This is a genomic window from Aeromonas rivipollensis (assembly GCF_037811135.1).
Classification (GTDB): domain Bacteria; phylum Pseudomonadota; class Gammaproteobacteria; order Enterobacterales; family Aeromonadaceae; genus Aeromonas; species Aeromonas rivipollensis.
On record NZ_CP149130.1, the window covers coordinates 3,446,452 to 3,463,354 of the forward strand.

Consider the following 16,903-nt stretch of genomic DNA (forward strand, 5'->3'; position numbering starts at 1 on the left):
GTAACAATATGAGCGTTGATATTAGCGATTTCCCCAACCTGGCCCTCGCGGATACGCCGGTCGAGTTGCGATCCCTGCCCAAAGAGCGGCTGCCCATTCTGTGCGAAGAGCTGCGCGAGTATCTGCTGCGCTCGGTGAGCCGCTCCAGCGGCCACTTCGCCTCCGGCCTTGGCACAGTCGAGCTGACGGTGGCGCTGCATTACGTCTACAACACCCCCTTCGATCGCTTGGTGTGGGACGTGGGTCATCAGGCCTATCCCCACAAGATCCTGACCGGTCGGCGCGAACGCATTCACACCATTCGCCAGAAAGATGGCCTGCACCCCTTCCCCTGGCGGGAAGAGAGCGAGTACGACGTGCTCAGCGTGGGCCACTCCAGCACCTCCATAGGTGCTGCCCTCGGCATGGCGGTTGCCGCCGAGAGCGAGGGGCTGGGCCGCAAGGTGGTGGCCGTCATAGGTGACGGTGCCATCACGGCGGGCATGGCCTTCGAGGCCCTCAACCACGCCGGCGATGTCCACAAGGACATGCTGGTGGTGCTCAATGACAACGAGATGTCCATCTCCGAAAATGTCGGGGCGCTCAACAACCACCTGGCCAGGCTGATGTCCGGCAAGCTCTACACCACCATCCGCGAAGGCGGCAAGAAGGTGCTGGCGGGGCTGCCGCCGGTCAAGGAGCTGGCCAAGCGGGCCGAGGAGCACCTCAAGGGCATGGTGGTGCCAGGCACCCTGTTCGAGGAGTTCGGCTTCAACTACATAGGCCCCATCGACGGCCACGACATCCACGCTCTGGTCGAGACCCTGCGCAACATGCGCAACCTCAAGGGTCCCCAGCTGCTGCACGTCAAGACCAAGAAGGGCAAGGGCTACGAGCCCGCCGAGAAAGACCCCATCGGCTATCACGCCGTGCCCAAGTTCAACCCGGACGAGTGCGCCCTGCCCAAGAGTGCCGGCGGCAAGCCGACCTTCTCAGCCATCTTCGGCCAGTGGCTGTGCGACATGGCCGCCAAGGACGAGCGTCTGGTCGGCATCACCCCCGCCATGCGCGAGGGCTCGGGGCTGGTCAAGTTCAGCCAGCAGTATCCGGATCGCTACTTCGACGTGGCCATCGCCGAGCAGCATGCGGTCACCTTCGCCGCCGGCCTGGCCATCGCCGACAAGAAACCCGTGGTCGCCATCTATTCAAGCTTCCTGCAACGGGCCTATGACCAGCTGATCCACGACGTGGCGCTGCAGAACCTGCCGGTGCTGTTCGCCATCGACCGGGCCGGTCTGGTGGGGGCCGACGGCCCCACCCATCAGGGGGCCTTCGACATCAGCTTCCTGCGCACAGTGCCGAACATGGTGGTGATGACGCCGTCCGACGAGAACGAGTGCCGCCAGATGCTCTACACCGGCTATCAGTGCAACCAGCCTGCGGCGGTGCGCTACCCCCGTGGCAGCGGCTGCGGCAGCGAGATCATGAGCGAGATGCAGGCGCTGGCACTCGGCAAGGGCCGCGTCGTTCGTGATGGCAAGGGTACGGCCATACTGGCGTTCGGCACCCTGCTGCATCAGGCCAGGGCCGCCGCAGAGGCGCTGGACGCCACCCTGGTAGACATGCGCTTCGTCAAGCCCATGGACGAGGCGCTGGTGCTCTCCTTGGCCGCCACTCACGACCAGTTCGTCACCCTAGAAGACAACGCCATCATGGGCGGGGCAGGCTCTGCGGTGAACGAGCTGCTGATGCGTGCCAAGCATTGCAAACCGGTGCTCAATCTGGGGCTGCCGGATCGCTTCGTGGAACAAGGCACCCAGGAGGAGATCTATGCCCAGCTGGGGCTGGATGCCACGGGCATTCAGGCCAGCATAGAGGCCTGGCTGCAAGCCTGATCAAGCGGTTAACGCGATCAAACAAAAGAAGGGCGCCTGATGGCGCCCTGCTTGTTTTCTGCGTGTCTGACCTTTCTTACCCTTTGTAGATCTTCGGGTTAAACACATCCCGCAGCCAGTCACCCAACAGGTTGATGACCAGCACCAGCACCACCAGGCAGATGCCCGGGAAGGCGGTGATCCACCAGGAGCCGGAGAAGATGTAGTTGAAGCCCACGCTGATCAGCGACCCCAGCGACGGCTGATCCACCGGCATACCCAGCCCCAGGAAGGAGAGTGCCGCCTCACTCATGATGGCGTTCGCCACCTGCACGGTGGAGATGACCAGGATGGGCGACAGGCAGTTCGGCAGTATGTGGCGGAACATGATGCGCGGGGCACGGAACCCCATCACCTGGGCCGCTTCCACGTACTCCTTCTTCTTCTCAGCCAGCACGGAGGCGCGTACCGTCCGGGCGTACTGGGGCCACTCGGCGATGCCGATGATCACTACCAGCATCAGGATGGCGAACTTAGAGTAAAACTCGGAGCCAAAGGTCGCCTGGAAGATGGCGGAGATGATGATGGCCACCATCATGGTGGAGAACGACAGCTGCACGTCGGCAAAGCGCATCAGCAGGTTGTCGATGCGACCACCGAAGTAACCGGCGATAAGGCCGATGACGATGCCGAGCACCAGCTGCAGACCGACGGCAAACAGGCCTATGGTCAGCGAGATGCGGGCGCCATAGAGGATGGTGCTCCAGATGTCACGACCCTGGTTGTCGGTACCGAGCCAGAAGCGCGCCTCGCCCCCTTCCAGCCAGGAGGGAGGCAGCTCCGCATCCATCAGATCGAAGCTGGTCTGGTCATAGACGTTGTGCGGTGCCAGCCAGGGCGCCAGCAGCGCCGCCAGTACGAACACCACGAACACCGCAAAGCTGAACATGGCTACCTTGTCCCGCAGGAAGTAGTAGACGATGTCAGAGTTCTTGAATCGCGCCCAACGGCTTGGGCTTGCAGTTACAGCGTTAGTCATCTGTTACCCCTTGGCGGTCAGGTTGACGGTCGGGTTGATGAACCCGTAGAGCAGGTCGACCAGGGTATTGGTCACCACAAAGATAAGGCCCACGAAGATGACGTAAGCGGTGATCAGCGGGGTATCGACCCGGTGGATCGCCTCGAGGAACAGGAAACCGGTCCCCGGCCACTGGAACACGCTCTCGGTCAGTATGGTGTAGGCCACCATGGTGCCGATCTGCACGCCGCCGACGGTGATGACCGGCAGCATGGTGTTTTTGAGGGCGTGGCTGTAGTAGACCTTGTTGTTGTCCAGCCCCTTGGCACGGGCGAACTTCACGTACTCGGAGGAGAGCTGCTCCAGCATCTCGGAGCGTACCAGCCGGATGAACAGCGGCAGCATGATGGAGGAGAGGGAGACCGCAGGCAGGATCAGGTGCAGTATGCCGTCCCAGGTAAAGAAGCCCGACTCCCAGCCCAGCAGGTTGTAGGTCTCGCCACGGCCATAGGCCGGCAGCCAGCCCAGCTGGATGGAGAAGAGGTACATCAGCATGATGGCGGTCAGGAAGACCGGGATCGAGATGCCGATGCTGCTCACCGCCATGATGAGCTTGGTCAGGAAACTGCGCGGTCTTATCGCCGAATAGACCCCCAGCGGAATGGAGACCACGACGATGATGAGCGCAGCGGCAAACACCAGCTCAAGGGTAGCCACCAGCTTGTCGAGGATCACCTCGAGGGCCGGTCGCTTGAAGAAATAGGAGGTGCCCAGATCCCCTTGCACCGCGTTCTGCAAGAAGCGGCTGTATTTCACCAAAAAGGGATCGTTGAGGCCCATCTTGTCGCGCAGCTCCTGGCGCACGGACTCGGAGACGGATTGTCCCACCAGCTCGCGCAGCGGATCCCCCAGGTTGTCCTGGATGGAGAAGGCGACCAGGCTGATGACGAACATCACTATCACGGCCTGATAGAACCGTTTCAGCAGGAATGTAAACATGCTTGTCCTTCTACGTGGCCTGTGTCTTGGCACAGGCTTCTGTTAATGACGGGGCACCCATGGGCGCCCCGCCAGGTCCTTCCTTAGCGCTTCACTTACTTGTTGACCACCAGGTCACCCAGGTAAGGGAAGTTCATCACGTTGACCACCGGCTTGATGTCGACGTTCTTCTTGGCACCGTAGGCCAGGTCTTCCCAGTGCAAGGGCACGTAGGCAGCGTCGTCGATCAGCATGGCTTCCACCTTCTGCAGGATGGCGGCACGCTTGGCCGGATCGGTTTCGGTGTTCGCTTCCATCACCATCTTGTCAGCCTCTGCGTTGGCATAACCGCCGCAGTTGTACTGACCCATGCCGGTCTTGGCATCCTTGGTGAAGGTCAGGAACTCGAAGAAGTTCGCACTGTCTTCGGTGTCGGAGTGCCAGCCGATCAGCTGCATGTCGGCGGCGCACTTGTCAAACTCGGGCCAGTACTGGGCCACCGGCATGGTCTTCAGATCCACCTTGATGTTGATCTTGGACAGCATGGCGGAGACGGCCTGGGCGATCTTGACGTCGTTGACGTAGCGGGCAGCCGGGGAGATGAAGGTCATCTTGAAGCCCTTCTCGTAACCGGCTTCCTTCATCAGCTCCTTGGCCTTGGCCAGATCATACTGGGGCTTGAGCGCCTCGTTGTAACCGGCATAGCCTTTCGGGCTCAGCTGGCCAGCGGGGGTACCGAAACCCTTGTTGATCTTGTCGACTATGCCCACCTGGTTGATGGCGTAGTTGATTGCCTGACGCACGCGCTTGTCTTTGAGCGCCGGGTTGGTGTTCTGGTTCAGCTCGATGATGATGGCGCGGGTACCGGACAGGGTCACCAGCTGGGAATCCTTGCCGTTCTTCACGCGCTCCAGATCGTTCGGGGCAACCGGGTAGATCATGTCCACGTCACCACCCAGCAGGGCGGCTACGCGGGTCGCGTCTTCCTTGATCGGCACCACGGTCAGGTTCTGGACGTTGCCCTTGGAGGCCTTGTCCCAGTAGTTGGCGTTGCGGGCATACTCCAGCTTGACGCCCTGCTCGCGGAACTTGACGCTGAACGGACCAGTACCGGAAACATGGGTAGAGGCATAGGAGTCGCCGTTCTTGACGATGGCGGCCTTGTCCTTGCCGGCTTCATCCTTGCCGCTGTAGAACTTGGAGTCCATCGGGAAGATGTAGGTGACGGTCTGCAGCACCAGCGGGAAGGGCTTGGCGGTGACGAGATCCACGGTGAAGTCATCCACCTTCTTGGCTTCGGCGATGGGGTCGAAGATCGCCTTGAAGTCCGGGGAGGCCTTCAGACGGTTGACGGTCCATACCACGTCATCGGCGGTGAAGTCGTTGCCGGAGTGGAACTTGACACCCTTGCGCAGGTGGAAGCGGACGGTCTTGTCGTCGATGCGCTCATACTTCTCGGCCAGACGCGGCTCGAATTGCAGATCCTGGGTGTAACGCATCAGGGGATCGAACACCAGGTGAGACATCTCCAGGGTCTGACCGGAGAGCTGCTCCTGCGGGTCCAGCGAGGTGGCGTCAGAGGCGACGGCAACCTTGATGTCGGCGGCAGAAACGTTGAACGCGAGACCAGCGGCGAACAGCGCCATGGCGATCTTGGATAATCCTTTCTTCATGTCTTTCTCCATGCTTTTGGCTTTTTATTGACAGACAAACCGGCGAACCGGTGCTTTCCTAGCTTGCGATTTCCAGCCCCTCGCGGGACATTCCCTTAAATTCCGGCATGAGGGAGATCAGCTTGCGGCTGTACTCATGCTCGGCATTGGTAAAGAGTTTTTCGGTCTCCGCCACCTCCACCAGGTGGCCGTGCTGCATCACGCCGATGCGATCGCACATCTGGCGGATGACCGGCAGATCGTGGCTGATGAACAGCATGGTGAGCCCAAGCTCCTGCTGCAAATCCTTGAGCAGGTTGAGGATCTGGGCCTGCACCGAGACATCCAGCGCCGAGGTGGGTTCGTCGCAGATGAGGAAGCGCGGTCGGGTCGCCAGGGCGCGGGCGATGGAGATGCGCTGGCGCTGACCACCGGAGAACTCGTGGGGATACTTGACCCCGGCCCCGCGGCCGAGGCCGACGTGATCCAGCAGATCACTCACTATGCCCTCGATCTGGCTCTCGCTGCTCGCCAGTTTGTGGAAGCGGATCGGCTCGGCGATGATGTCACGCACCTTCATGCGCGGGTTCATCGAGGAGTAAGGGTTCTGGAACACCATCTGCATCTGGCGACGCAGCGGGCGGCGCTCATGCTCCCCTTTCAGGGCGGTGAGATCGATCCCCTCGAAGAAGATCTTGCCGGTATCGGGCGGATAGAGGCCTGTGATGGCGCGGGCTATGGTGGATTTGCCGGAGCCCGACTCCCCCACCAGACCGAAGGTCTCCCCTTCGAAGATCTCGAAGCTGATGTTGTTGCAGGCGCGCACGTACTGGCGGCGGCTCGGGAAGATGGAATCCTTGGTGACGAACTTCAGATCCACGTTCTCCACCCGCAGCAGGGCACCTTCATAGCTGCGCTCGTCCTGACTCTGGCCGAGCCAGTGGGTCTTGAGATCGATGCTGAGATCCGGCGCACCGGCATCCTCGATGTAGGAGACCAGGGGGAAGCGCACCAGCTTCACATCCGAGCGCGGCACCGCCGAGATGAGGCTGCGGGTATAGGGGTGACTGGGGCGACCCAGCACCTGTTCGGTGGTGCCGAACTCCACCAGATCCCCGCGATACATGACCGCCACCTTGTCGGTGACGTTGGAGACCACGCCCATGTCGTGGGTCACCAGCATGCAGCCCACCTGACGCTCCTTGCAGAGGTTGCGGATGAGCTGGAGGATCTGGTCCTGAATGGAGACATCCAGCGCCGTGGTCGGCTCATCGGCGATGATGAGCTCGGGATCCCCCGACAGCGCTATGGCGATGACCACCCGCTGGCGCATGCCACCGGAGAACTGGTGCGGGTACTGCTTGATGCGGATTTCCGGCTGCGGTATTCCGACCGCCCCCATCAGCTCGAGGGCCTTGGCAAAGGCGGCCTCGCGATTGAGGTCGGTATTGGCCAGTATGGTTTCCACCAACTGCTGTTCAACGGTGAACAGCGGATTGAGGGAGGTCATGGGATCCTGGAAGATGAAGCCGATACGGGAGCCACGGATGGCCCGCATCTCGTTCTGGCTCTTGCCGGAGATGAGCTCGCCGTTGAGGTAGATATCGCCACGGGCGATGCGACCGGGGGGGCTCAACAGATCGATGACGGCATTGCCTATGGTGGACTTGCCGGCACCTGATTCACCGACTACGCCGACGATCTCGCCTTTTTCCACGGAAAAAGAGAGATCCTTGACCGCGGCCAGCACCCCATAGCGGGAGGGGTACTCGATCCGCAAGTTTTTCACTTCGAGCAAGGACATGGTTACCTCTGCGGGGGACATCCGTCCCAAATAATTCGTCCGTAAATCAGCCGCAGATGCTGGTTGTGCCTTGGTACTTATGTTGAGAGCTTGTCTTGTGTAATAAACGCTCAATCCATGAGGCAGCCAAACCAGCGATCCGGGCGGGTTTTTTGCATTTTTTTGGAATAACCCGCGAGTAAGTTAGTCGGTTTGTCCGCGGGTGTAAATGATCCAGTTATACAATTTCGCAATACTTTGCGCAGATAACGCACTCGCCATTGGCGAAAAATGTCGACAAATATCACATTATCAGAGATTGTGATGGCAATGCGAGAGATTACCTTATTTAAACTTCAACAAAGATGTAACAAGCAATCGAATTCACTATTCAATACAGACTACGCGGCTTCGAATGAGTAGTGAATATTTATGTGAAATGATTTTTTAACGACAGCATATCTGGATGAAGGAAAACTAAGCAGAGATAAATAGGGTCAACTCAGAATGATCTGCCAGAGCCCAGTGCGCCGTCACCGGACAAGCCGGGGGGATTGCATACAAAAAGGCGCAGTCCCACCAAGGAACTGCGCCTGAAGCTTAATTGTATGGAAAGAGCGGGCAGACAGAGGATGACACTGCGCGGCATCGAGGGCCAAGCCCGCCATGACGGCCCTGACCGCCGACCCCGCCTTACCAGCGAGCCAGCAACTGCATGCAGAACAGGGCGAACAGACCGGCGATGAGATCATCCAGCATGATGCCGAGCCCGCCATGACGGCCCTGACCGCCGACCCCGCCTTACCAGCCAGCCAGCAACTGCATGCAGAGCAGGGCGAACAGACCGGCGATGAGATCATCCAGCATGATGCCGAGCCCGCCGTGAATGCGGCGATCGAACCAGGAGATGGGCCAGGGCTTGAGCACGTCGAACAGCCGGAACAGCACAAAGCCGGCCAGCACCCACTCCCAGCCAGCCGGAGCGGCAATCATGGTGACGCCGAAGCCTATCACCTCGTCCCAGACGATGGCACCGTGATCCGGCATGCCGATGGCATCGGTGGCCGCCTGGCAGATGCGAATGCCCGCCACGAAACCCACCGCCAGCAGGGCAATGAACCAGGGGGTCGGCAGACCGCTCACCAGCAGGTAGAGCGGAATGGCCACCAGGGTCCCCATGGTGCCCGGTGCCCTGGGGGAGAGACCGGCGCCAAAGCCCAGCGCCAGACAGTGGAGCGGGTTCTTCAGGCTCAGGCTGTTCAGCTCGGGCCTTATCTTGAAAAAGCTCATGCGAAGTGATCCCAGCCCTTGAGATGAAGCTCGACCGGCTGCTCATCCTGCACATAGTCGATGCCGGGGTCGCCGGCCTGGATGCGGCCGATGCGGGTGAACCTGACGCCACAGTTGGCCAGCGCCGTGTCCAGGGCACCGTGATGCTCTTGTGGCACCGTGAAGCAGAGTTCGTAGTCATCGCCGCCGGCCAGCGCCAGCTGCCAGGCATCCCGTGCGGGCACTGCGTCCTGCAACACGGGCGAGAGGGGCAGCAGGTCCAGATCGATCTGGGCCCGCACACCGGACGCCTTGAGGATGTGGCCGAGATCGGAAGTCAGGCCGTCGGAGAGATCCAGGGCGCTGCTTGCCAGCCCGCGCAGGGCCTGACCGGCCAGAATGCGGGGATGGGGATGATCGAGCCTGGGCAGCACGGCCGCCAGCTGGTTCTCATTGAGGGTGCGCTTGCCCAGCAGGTGGGAGAGCGCCAGGGCCGCATCCCCCAGGGTGCCGGTGACATAGATGCCGTCCCCTACCCTGGCGCCGCTGCGCATCAGGGCACGGCCGGTCGGCACCGATCCCTTCACCGAGACGGTGATGGAGAGTGGCCCGCGGGTCATGTCTCCCCCTACCAGGGCCACATTGTAATATTCGGCGAGCTCGAGGAACCCTTCCGCAAAGCCCGCGACCCAGGCCTCGTTGACGGCGGGCAGGGTCAGCGCCAGGGAGACCCAGCGCGGCTCGGCCCCCATGGCGGCGAGATCGGAGAGGTTGACCGCCAGCGCCTTGTAGCCCAGATCCACCGGATCCATGTCCGGGAAGAAGTGCACGCCGCTCACCAGGGTATCGGTGCTCACCGCCAGTTGGGTATCGGCGGGCAGGGTCAGCAGGGCGCAGTCATCCCCTGGGCCCATCACCACGTCCTTGCGGGCGTGGGGGACCTTGAAGTACTTCTCAATCAGCTCAAATTCACCCATACAGTAAAAAGCCAGCGGTTAAGCTGGCTCCTCTCTTAGATGCTGTTGATGCGCTTGCTGCGGCATCGTGATCAAGGCTCATCTGCTGCTCGGGCTCCTCATGTATCTCTAATACACTCCGGCCCCTGCGCTGCTCTTCACCTTGCTGACGACTTCTCGCGACAGAGCATCTATCAGCACTGAATGCTGATGGACGACGGGATCAACGCTTGGGCAGCGTCTTGATCACCTTGTCCAGTACACCGTTGACAAACTTGTGGCTGTCATCGGCGGCGAAGGCTTTGGCCAGCTCGATCGCTTCGTTGATCACCACGCGCGGCGGCACATCATCACGACGGGTCAGCTCGTAGGTCGCCAGACGCAGGATCGCCTTGTCCACCATGTCCACTTCTTCCAGCGGACGGGAGAGGAAAGGTGAGAACACCTTGTCCAGCTCGTTGCAGTGGACCGCTACCCCGAACAGCAGATCGCGGAAATAGCTCAGGTCCACACCCTTGGTGTCCTGATCGATCTTGAACTGCTCTTCGATGTCGCCCACGTTGGCCTGGGTCATCTGCCACTGGTAGATGGCCTGGGTGGCGCAATGGCGGGCCTTACGGCGCTCGGACGGTTTCAATGTACTTCTCCTCGTTACACGTCCAGTTGTTTCAGGACGTTGATCATTTCGAGCGCGCTCAGTGCAGCCTCTGCACCCTTGTTACCCGCCTTGGTACCGGCACGCTCGATGGCTTGTTCAATGTTTTCAGTGGTCAGTACGCCGAAGGCGACGGGAATGTCATACTCCATCATCACCTGGGCCAGCCCCTTGCCGTTCTCGCTCGCCACCAGTTCGAAGTGATAGGTGCCGCCACGGATGACGGTACCGAGCGCTACTATGGCGTCGTATTGACCGCTCTTGGCCAGCTTCTTGGCTGCCAGGGGAATTTCGACGGCACCCGGCACGCGCACCAGGGTGATATTGCTGTCCTGGACCTGGCCTTGACGCTTCAGCACGTCCAGCGCGCCGTTCACCAGGCTGTCATTGATGAAGCTGTTGAAACGGGCAACGACAATAGCAACACGCGCCTCGGGAGCGGCGATATTCCCTTCGATAATCTTCATTGGAAATCCTGTCTCTGTGCAATCAATAGGGGCCGGGGCCAAAAGTGCACGCATTCTAGCACAACAGAGCCGCGACAAAAAACCATGGCCGCAACGAGCGGCCATGATCGTCATTCAAGCCATCAGGGGCTTACTCGCCGACGTATTCCACCACTTCCAGACCGAAACCGCCGAGAAGAGGGGGATACTTCATCGAGCGAGTACCAAGGCGTTTACTCGCCGACGTACTCAACTACCTCAAGGCCGAAGCCGCTGACGAGGATGGTATTTCGTCAAGCGAGTACCAAAACGCTTACTCGCCGACGTATTCCACCACCTCAAGGCCGAAGCCGCCTAGGGCATGGTATTTCTTCGGCGAACTCAAGAGGCGCATCTTGCCGACCCCGAGCGCCTTGAGGATCTGGGAACCCACGCCGACCCGGCGCGAGGTGCCTTGCCACTTGGCCCCTTCCGGTGCCAGCCCCTTGTCGGCGGCTTCAAAGCCCTTGACCCGGGCCAGCAGCTCGGCACCCTGGGCTTCGGCCCCCAGGATCACCAGCACACCGCCCTCTTCGGCGATGCGGGCCATGGATTTGGGCAGCGGCCAGCTGCGGGCGCTGTGGCGATCCGTCAGCAGCAGATCGCTCAGCACGTCGTGCAGATGGACCCGCACCAGGGTCGGCAGGTCGGCCTTCACCTCGCCTTTCTTGAGGGCGAAGTGCACCTGGTTGTCGATGGTGTCGCGGAAGGTGACCAGATCAAACTCCCCGAACTCGGTGGGCAGCTTGCACTCGGCCACCTTCTCCACCGTGGTCTCGTGCTGGTTGCGGTACTCGATGAGGTCGGCGATGGTGCCGAGCTTGATGCCGTGCTGCTCGGCGAAGATCTCAAGGTCGGGACGGCGCGCCATGGTGCCATCCTCGTTGAGGATCTCGACGATGACGGAGGCCGCCTCGTAACCGGCCAGACGGGCCAGATCGCAGCCCGCTTCTGTATGGCCGGCACGGGTCAGCACACCGCCATCCTGCGCCATCAGCGGGAAGATGTGGCCAGGCTGCACCAGATCGGCGGCCTTGGCGTTCGGTGCGACGGCGGCCTGTACGGTGACGGCGCGATCGGCGGCGGAGATGCCGGTGGTCACACCCTCGGCCGCTTCTATGGTCACGGTGAAGGCGGTGGAGAACTGGGCGTTGTTGCGATCGACCATCAGCGGCAGCGCCAGCTGCTTGCAGCGATCCCGGGTCAGGGTCAGGCAGATTAAGCCCCTGCCGTAACGGGCCATGAAGTTGATATCCTCCGGACGGACACAGGAGGCGGCCATGATGAGGTCCCCTTCGTTCTCCCTGTCTTCGTCATCCATCAGGATCACCATCTTGCCCGCCTTGATATCGGCAATGATTTCCTGGGTTGTGCTCAGCGCCATGGGCTACTCCATCAACATGCTTGGGGAATTGAGCCTGCCGGCTCGGCTTGATACTGCATCATTGTCTGCTAGATGGGGGCGCGGGGCCCCATTTCAATCGGAGCGGGATCACAGAACCGTATTTTGCCCGCTCGCCTGCCTGTCAGATAAACCCGGATCGGGCCAGGGTCTCCAGGGTCAGGCTGGATCCGCCCTGCTCCTGCGCCCTGCCCTGCATCAGTCGCTCCAGATAACGGGCGATTTGATCCACCTCCAGGTTCACCCTGTGGCCCGGTTTCCAGCGCGTTATGGTGGTCTCCTGGGCGGTGTGGGGCACTATCGTCAGGCGGAACAAGTCCCCCTGCACGGCGTTGACCGTCAGGCTGATGCCATCCACCGCAATCGACCCCTTCTCGGCGATGTAGCGGGAGAGCTCCGTCGGCGCCTGGATCCAGTACTCGATGGCGCGGCCGCTGCTGGACTTGCTCTTCACCTCGCCTATGCCGTCCACATGGCCAGAAACCAGGTGGCCGCCGAGGCGGGAGCTCGGCATCAGCGCCTTCTCGAGGTTCACCGGATCCCCCACCTTGGCCTCGGCAAAGCCGGTGCGAGAGAGCGTCTCAAGGGAGACGTCCGCGGTGTAGCTGTTGTCCCCCAGGGCCACCACGGTCAGGCAGACGCCGTTGGTGGCGATGGAGTCGCCCAGCTTGACGTCGCCAAAGTCCAGGGTCGGGGCATGGACTGTGAGGGCCATGTCATCCCCCTGGCGGCGCAGGGCGGCCAGGGTCCCCATGGCTTCGATAATTCCGGTAAACATGCAGATCACCTTGATAATGACGGGGCCGAATCGGCCCCGATAGACAGTGAAAAATCAGGCAATTTTCGCTGTGATGCGAATATCCTGCCCCACCAGGCGCACATCCTTGAGAGTGAGCTTGGGGGCCTGGAACAGCTTGGTCAACTCCGGCAGGTGGAACAGGCCGCGTCCCTCGTCCCCCAGCAGCTTGGGGGCCTGATAGAGCACCAGCTCGTCCACCAGCCCCTTGGCCAGCAGAGCGCCGCACAGCCTGGGGCCCGCCTCCACCAGCACAGAGTTGATGTTCTGCTTGGCCAGCAGCATGAAGAGGCTGACCAGATCCAGCTTGCCATCCAGCAGCGGCAGGGTCAGCTGCTGCACCCAGGCCGGCCAGTCCCCGTCGACCTTGTGACGGGCCAGCAGCACGGGGCCCTCGCTCTGGAACAGGGGCAGGTCCGGGGTGAGCCGGTTTTGGGAATCGACGATGACCCGCAGCGGCTGGCGCAGGGTCTCCCTGGGATAGCTGGCCTTGACCGAGGCCGGCAGCTCGTCCCAGCGCACGTTGAGGGAGGCGCCGTCGGCCAGCACCGTCTCGGCGCTGGAGAGCACCGCATCGTGGCGGGCACGCAGCCGCTGCACGTCGCGGCGCGCCTCCGGGGAGGTGATCCACTGGCTCTCGCCGCTCGCCATGGCGGTGCGACCGTCCAGGCTGGCGCCGAGCTTGACCGTCACCTGCGGGAAGGCGGTGCGCATCCGCTTGAAGAAGCCCGGGTTAAGGGCCTCGGCCTCGGCGCTGAGCAGGCCGAAGTCGGTCTTGATGCCCGCCTCGGAGAGCATGCGCAGGCCGCGTCCCCCCACCTGGGGATTGGGATCCACCATGGCGGCGACCACCCGGGTCACGCCGGCCTTGATCAGCGCCTCGGCGCAGGGGGGGGTGCGACCGTGATGGGAGCAGGGCTCCAGGGTCACATAGGCGGTGGCGCCGCGGGCCTCTTCACCGGCGGCATGCAGGGCATAGACCTCGGCATGAGGTTCACCGGCACGCTGGTGCCAGCCCTCCCCCACCACCACGCCGGCCTTCACCAGCACGGCGCCCACACAGGGATTGGGGGCCGTGGTGTAACGGCCGCGGCGGGCCAGTTCGAGGGCCCGACTCATCCATTGGTAATCATCTTGACTAAACATCTGGGCTCCTCTGACATAACATCCCGGCTTTGCGCAGCATCGTAGGTTCGATTAGCGCAGCGTAATCGGACGCGGCAACATGGGTTAGCAGAAAGACTTACTTCTCCAGCTTGGCGATCTCTTCGCCAAACTCGCGGATGTCCTCAAACCTGAGGTAGGGGGAGCGAAGCGGATATCACCTTGCCCACCCGATAGCATTACTTCTCCAGCTTGGTGATCTCTTCACCGAATTCGCGAATGTCCTCAAACCTGAGGTAGGGGGAGCGAAGCGGATATCACCTTGCCCACCCGATAGCATTACTTCTCCAGCTTGGCGATCTCTTCACCGAATTCGCGGATGTCCTCGAAGCTACGATAGACGGAGGCGAAGCGGATATAGGCCACCTTGTCCAGGCTCTTGAGCTCATCCATCACCAGGTTGCCCACCAGCTGGGAGGCGACTTCGCGCTCGCCGGTGGCACGCAGCCGGGACTTGATGTGGTTGACCCCCTTTTCGATGGCCTCCATGCTCACCGGCCGCTTCTCCAGGGCCCGCAGTATGCCGGCCCGCAGCTTGTCTTCATTGAAGGGCTCGCGGGAGCCGTTGGACTTGATGACACGGGGCATCACCAGCTCGGCCATCTCGAAGGTGGTGAAGCGCTCGTGGCAGAGCAGGCATTCACGACGGCGGCGCACCTGATGGCCTTCTGCCACCAGACGGGAGTCGATCACCTTGGTATCAACGGCACTACAGAAAGGGCAATGCATCTGACCTCCGGCGTTAACGGAAAAGGCACCTGCCCCGCGGGGTCAGGATCTTGGCCGGCCAGTGTAGCACGGCCATCCAAAGCCGGTAAAAGCCCAGAAAAAACAATGCCACCCTAAGGTGGCATTGGTCTCAAACCAGACTGTCTGGCCGATCAGGCATAGACAGGGAAGCGGCGGCAGATGTCCAGCACCTTCTCGCGCACTGTGGCCAGCACGGCGTCGTTGTCGTGGTTGTCCAGCACGTCGCAGATCCAGTTGGTCAACTGGATGGACTCGGCTTCCTTGAAACCACGGCGGGTGATGGCCGGGGTACCGATCCGCACACCGGAGGTGACGAAGGGGGAGCGCGGGTCATTCGGCACCGAGTTCTTGTTGACGGTGATGTTGGCCTTGCCGAGCGCGGCATCGGCGTCCTTACCGGTCAGCTCGCGGCCGATCAAATCAACCAGCATCAGGTGGTTGTCGGTACCGCCGGAGACAATCTTGTAACCGCGCTCCATGAAGGTGGCGGCCATGGCCTTGGCGTTCTTGACGACCTGGGCCTGGTAGGTCTTGAACTCGGGCTCCAGTGCTTCCTTGAAGGCCACGGCCTTGCCGGCGATGACGTGCATCAGCGGGCCGCCCTGACCACCCGGGAAGACGGCGGAGTTCAGCTTCTTGTACAGATCTTCGTCGTCAGCGGCGGAGAGGATCAGACCACCACGGGGACCGGCCAGGGTCTTGTGGGTGGTGGAGGTGACCACGTGGGCGTGGGGCACCGGGTTCGGGTAGACGCCTGCGGCAATCAGACCGGCCACGTGAGCCATGTCGACGAACAGGTAGGCACCGATCTTGTCGGCGATTTCGCGCATGCGGGCCCAGTCGACCACGCCAGAGTAGGCGGAGAAGCCACCTATCATCATCTTCGGCTTGTGCTCAACGGCCAGGCGCTCCATCTCGTCATAGTCGATCTTGCCGGACTCATCGATGCCGTAGGGGATGATGTTGTACAGCTTGCCGGAGAAGTTGACCGGGGAGCCGTGGGTCAGGTGACCACCGTGGGCCAGGTTCATGCCCAGCACTGTGTCGCCCGGCTGCAGCAGGGCCATGTAGACGGCGCTGTTGGCCTGGGAGCCGGAGTGCGGCTGCACGTTGGCATAGGTGGCACCAAACAGTTCCTTGGCGCGCTCGATGGCCAGGGTTTCGACCACGTCGACGTACTCGCAACCACCGTAGTAACGCTTGGCCGGATAGCCTTCAGCGTACTTGTTGGTCAACTGGGAGCCCTGGGCTTCCATGACACGGGGGCTGGTGTAGTTCTCAGACGCGATCAGCTCGATATGTTCTTCCTGACGACGGGTTTCGTCTGTGATGGCCTGCCACAGCTCTGGATCATAGCCGGCGATGGTCATGTCACGTTTCAACATCCGTTTATCTCCTGAAAATCGTTTGCGCGATAGGTGAAGTGGGCCCGCGCATTGTAACGTGAGCTGGATCAAAGAGACAGTCCAACCACCCAAAAACTTGTTTATAAAATGTAAAATACGTCGCAATTTTCGAAGCCGGAAACCCCTCTTCCCCCTCGCCTCTCGCGGGGCCCGCGTGCCCTCCGCCGACTTGCCCCCTCCTGGATCGCCCGACATTCCTCTCTGACCCGCCCTCCGAGTCCTCCCCAACGGAGGGCAAAAACCAGAGCCAGATCATGGATATAGCATTTACTAACAGATAACATCTTTAGACGGTACAACGGCTGCGAAGCCTGGCGAGCGGCCATGGGCTGGCAACGGCAGGGCCCTTTGGCGCACAGGGTCACACCAGAGCCCTGCATTTGCCTCTCTCACCACAAGGGGAAACGCCATGATGGATCATCTGATGCTGTTCGTGATTGTCGCTGTCTTTGCCATCTTCTACTGGGTCTACTACACCGGCAGCCGCAAGGGAGTCTGTACCGCCAACTGGGAGACACTGCCCACCCGGGAGCAGTACCTGGCGGCCCACCCCGAGGCCGTCGATGGAGATCTCATCTTCTGCATCCATTGCGGCCATCATCAGCAGCTCGAGGTGGGGGTGGTGCACCAGACCGACTACCGGCGCCAGCACATCTGCCCCCGCTGCAAGCAGGCGCTCTATAGAGACGAGACGTAAAGAGAGTAGGGGCGGGTCAGCCGCAGGTGGCAGGTCAAC

15 protein-coding genes are annotated in these 16,903 nt (G+C 61.4%); 2 read left to right on the forward strand and 13 right to left on the reverse strand.

Translation table 11 applies throughout. The features are described from left to right. Positions 1-8 precede the first annotated feature (8 nt). Positions 9-1,874, forward strand: a complete 1,866-nt coding sequence (dxs, locus tag WIR04_RS15645) for a 1-deoxy-D-xylulose-5-phosphate synthase (protein ID WP_338888123.1) — start codon at positions 9-11, stop codon at positions 1,872-1,874. Positions 1,875-1,950: 76 nt separating this feature from the next. On the opposite strand, the gene WIR04_RS15650 is transcribed toward dxs, so the two are convergent. From WIR04_RS15650 to glyA, 13 genes are all read right to left on the reverse strand, one after another. After that, the gene (locus WIR04_RS15650) at positions 1,951-2,892 is read right to left on the reverse strand and encodes an ABC transporter permease (protein WP_025326038.1); all 942 of its coding nucleotides are present in this window, start codon (positions 2,890-2,892) and stop codon (positions 1,951-1,953) included. Positions 2,893-2,895: 3 nt separating this feature from the next. Beyond that, positions 2,896-3,870, reverse strand: a complete 975-nt coding sequence (locus WIR04_RS15655; protein WP_025326037.1) for an ABC transporter permease — start codon at positions 3,868-3,870, stop codon at positions 2,896-2,898. Between the two features lie 95 nt (positions 3,871-3,965). Then, on the reverse strand, positions 3,966-5,522 hold the full coding sequence (locus tag WIR04_RS15660) for an ABC transporter substrate-binding protein (protein WP_025326036.1): 1,557 nt from the start codon (positions 5,520-5,522) through the stop codon (positions 3,966-3,968). Positions 5,523-5,580: 58 nt separating this feature from the next. Continuing rightward, on the reverse strand, positions 5,581-7,305 hold the full coding sequence (locus WIR04_RS15665) for a dipeptide ABC transporter ATP-binding protein (protein ID WP_025326035.1): 1,725 nt from the start codon (positions 7,303-7,305) through the stop codon (positions 5,581-5,583). Between the two features lie 780 nt (positions 7,306-8,085). Further along, positions 8,086-8,574, reverse strand: coding sequence for a phosphatidylglycerophosphatase A (locus WIR04_RS15670; RefSeq protein WP_338888127.1), 489 nt, complete (start codon positions 8,572-8,574; stop codon positions 8,086-8,088). Next, positions 8,571-9,530, reverse strand: coding sequence for a thiamine-phosphate kinase (gene thiL, locus WIR04_RS15675; protein WP_338888129.1), 960 nt, complete (start codon positions 9,528-9,530; stop codon positions 8,571-8,573). The genes WIR04_RS15670 and thiL overlap by 4 nt, the downstream gene beginning before the upstream one ends. 202 nt (positions 9,531-9,732) lie before the next feature. Further along, positions 9,733-10,146: a transcription antitermination factor NusB gene (gene nusB, locus WIR04_RS15680; RefSeq protein WP_025326032.1), complete on the reverse strand. Its 414-nt coding sequence runs from the start codon at positions 10,144-10,146 to the stop codon at positions 9,733-9,735. A gap of 14 nt (positions 10,147-10,160) precedes the next feature. Next, the gene (gene ribE / locus WIR04_RS15685) at positions 10,161-10,631 is read right to left on the reverse strand and encodes a 6,7-dimethyl-8-ribityllumazine synthase (RefSeq protein ID WP_025326031.1); all 471 of its coding nucleotides are present in this window, start codon (positions 10,629-10,631) and stop codon (positions 10,161-10,163) included. A gap of 292 nt (positions 10,632-10,923) precedes the next feature. Further along, complete coding sequence (gene ribBA / locus WIR04_RS15690) at positions 10,924-12,033, reverse strand: bifunctional 3,4-dihydroxy-2-butanone-4-phosphate synthase/GTP cyclohydrolase II (protein WP_338888133.1); 1,110 nt, start codon at positions 12,031-12,033, stop codon at positions 10,924-10,926. Between the two features lie 142 nt (positions 12,034-12,175). Beyond that, positions 12,176-12,829: a riboflavin synthase gene (locus WIR04_RS15695; RefSeq protein ID WP_338888135.1), complete on the reverse strand. Its 654-nt coding sequence runs from the start codon at positions 12,827-12,829 to the stop codon at positions 12,176-12,178. A gap of 54 nt (positions 12,830-12,883) precedes the next feature. Next, complete coding sequence (gene ribD, locus WIR04_RS15700) at positions 12,884-13,993, reverse strand: bifunctional diaminohydroxyphosphoribosylaminopyrimidine deaminase/5-amino-6-(5-phosphoribosylamino)uracil reductase RibD (RefSeq protein ID WP_338888137.1); 1,110 nt, start codon at positions 13,991-13,993, stop codon at positions 12,884-12,886. Positions 13,994-14,290: 297 nt separating this feature from the next. Then, a complete protein-coding gene (gene nrdR / locus WIR04_RS15705) occupies positions 14,291-14,740 on the reverse strand; it encodes a transcriptional regulator NrdR (protein WP_025326027.1) in 450 nt (149 codons plus the stop codon). A gap of 152 nt (positions 14,741-14,892) precedes the next feature. Continuing rightward, positions 14,893-16,146, reverse strand: coding sequence for a serine hydroxymethyltransferase (glyA, locus tag WIR04_RS15710; RefSeq protein WP_338888140.1), 1,254 nt, complete (start codon positions 16,144-16,146; stop codon positions 14,893-14,895). Between the two features lie 430 nt (positions 16,147-16,576). On the opposite strand from glyA, the gene WIR04_RS15715 reads away from it, so the two are divergent. Continuing rightward, positions 16,577-16,864: a hypothetical protein gene (locus WIR04_RS15715; RefSeq protein WP_025326025.1), complete on the forward strand. Its 288-nt coding sequence runs from the start codon at positions 16,577-16,579 to the stop codon at positions 16,862-16,864. Positions 16,865-16,903 lie beyond the last annotated feature (39 nt).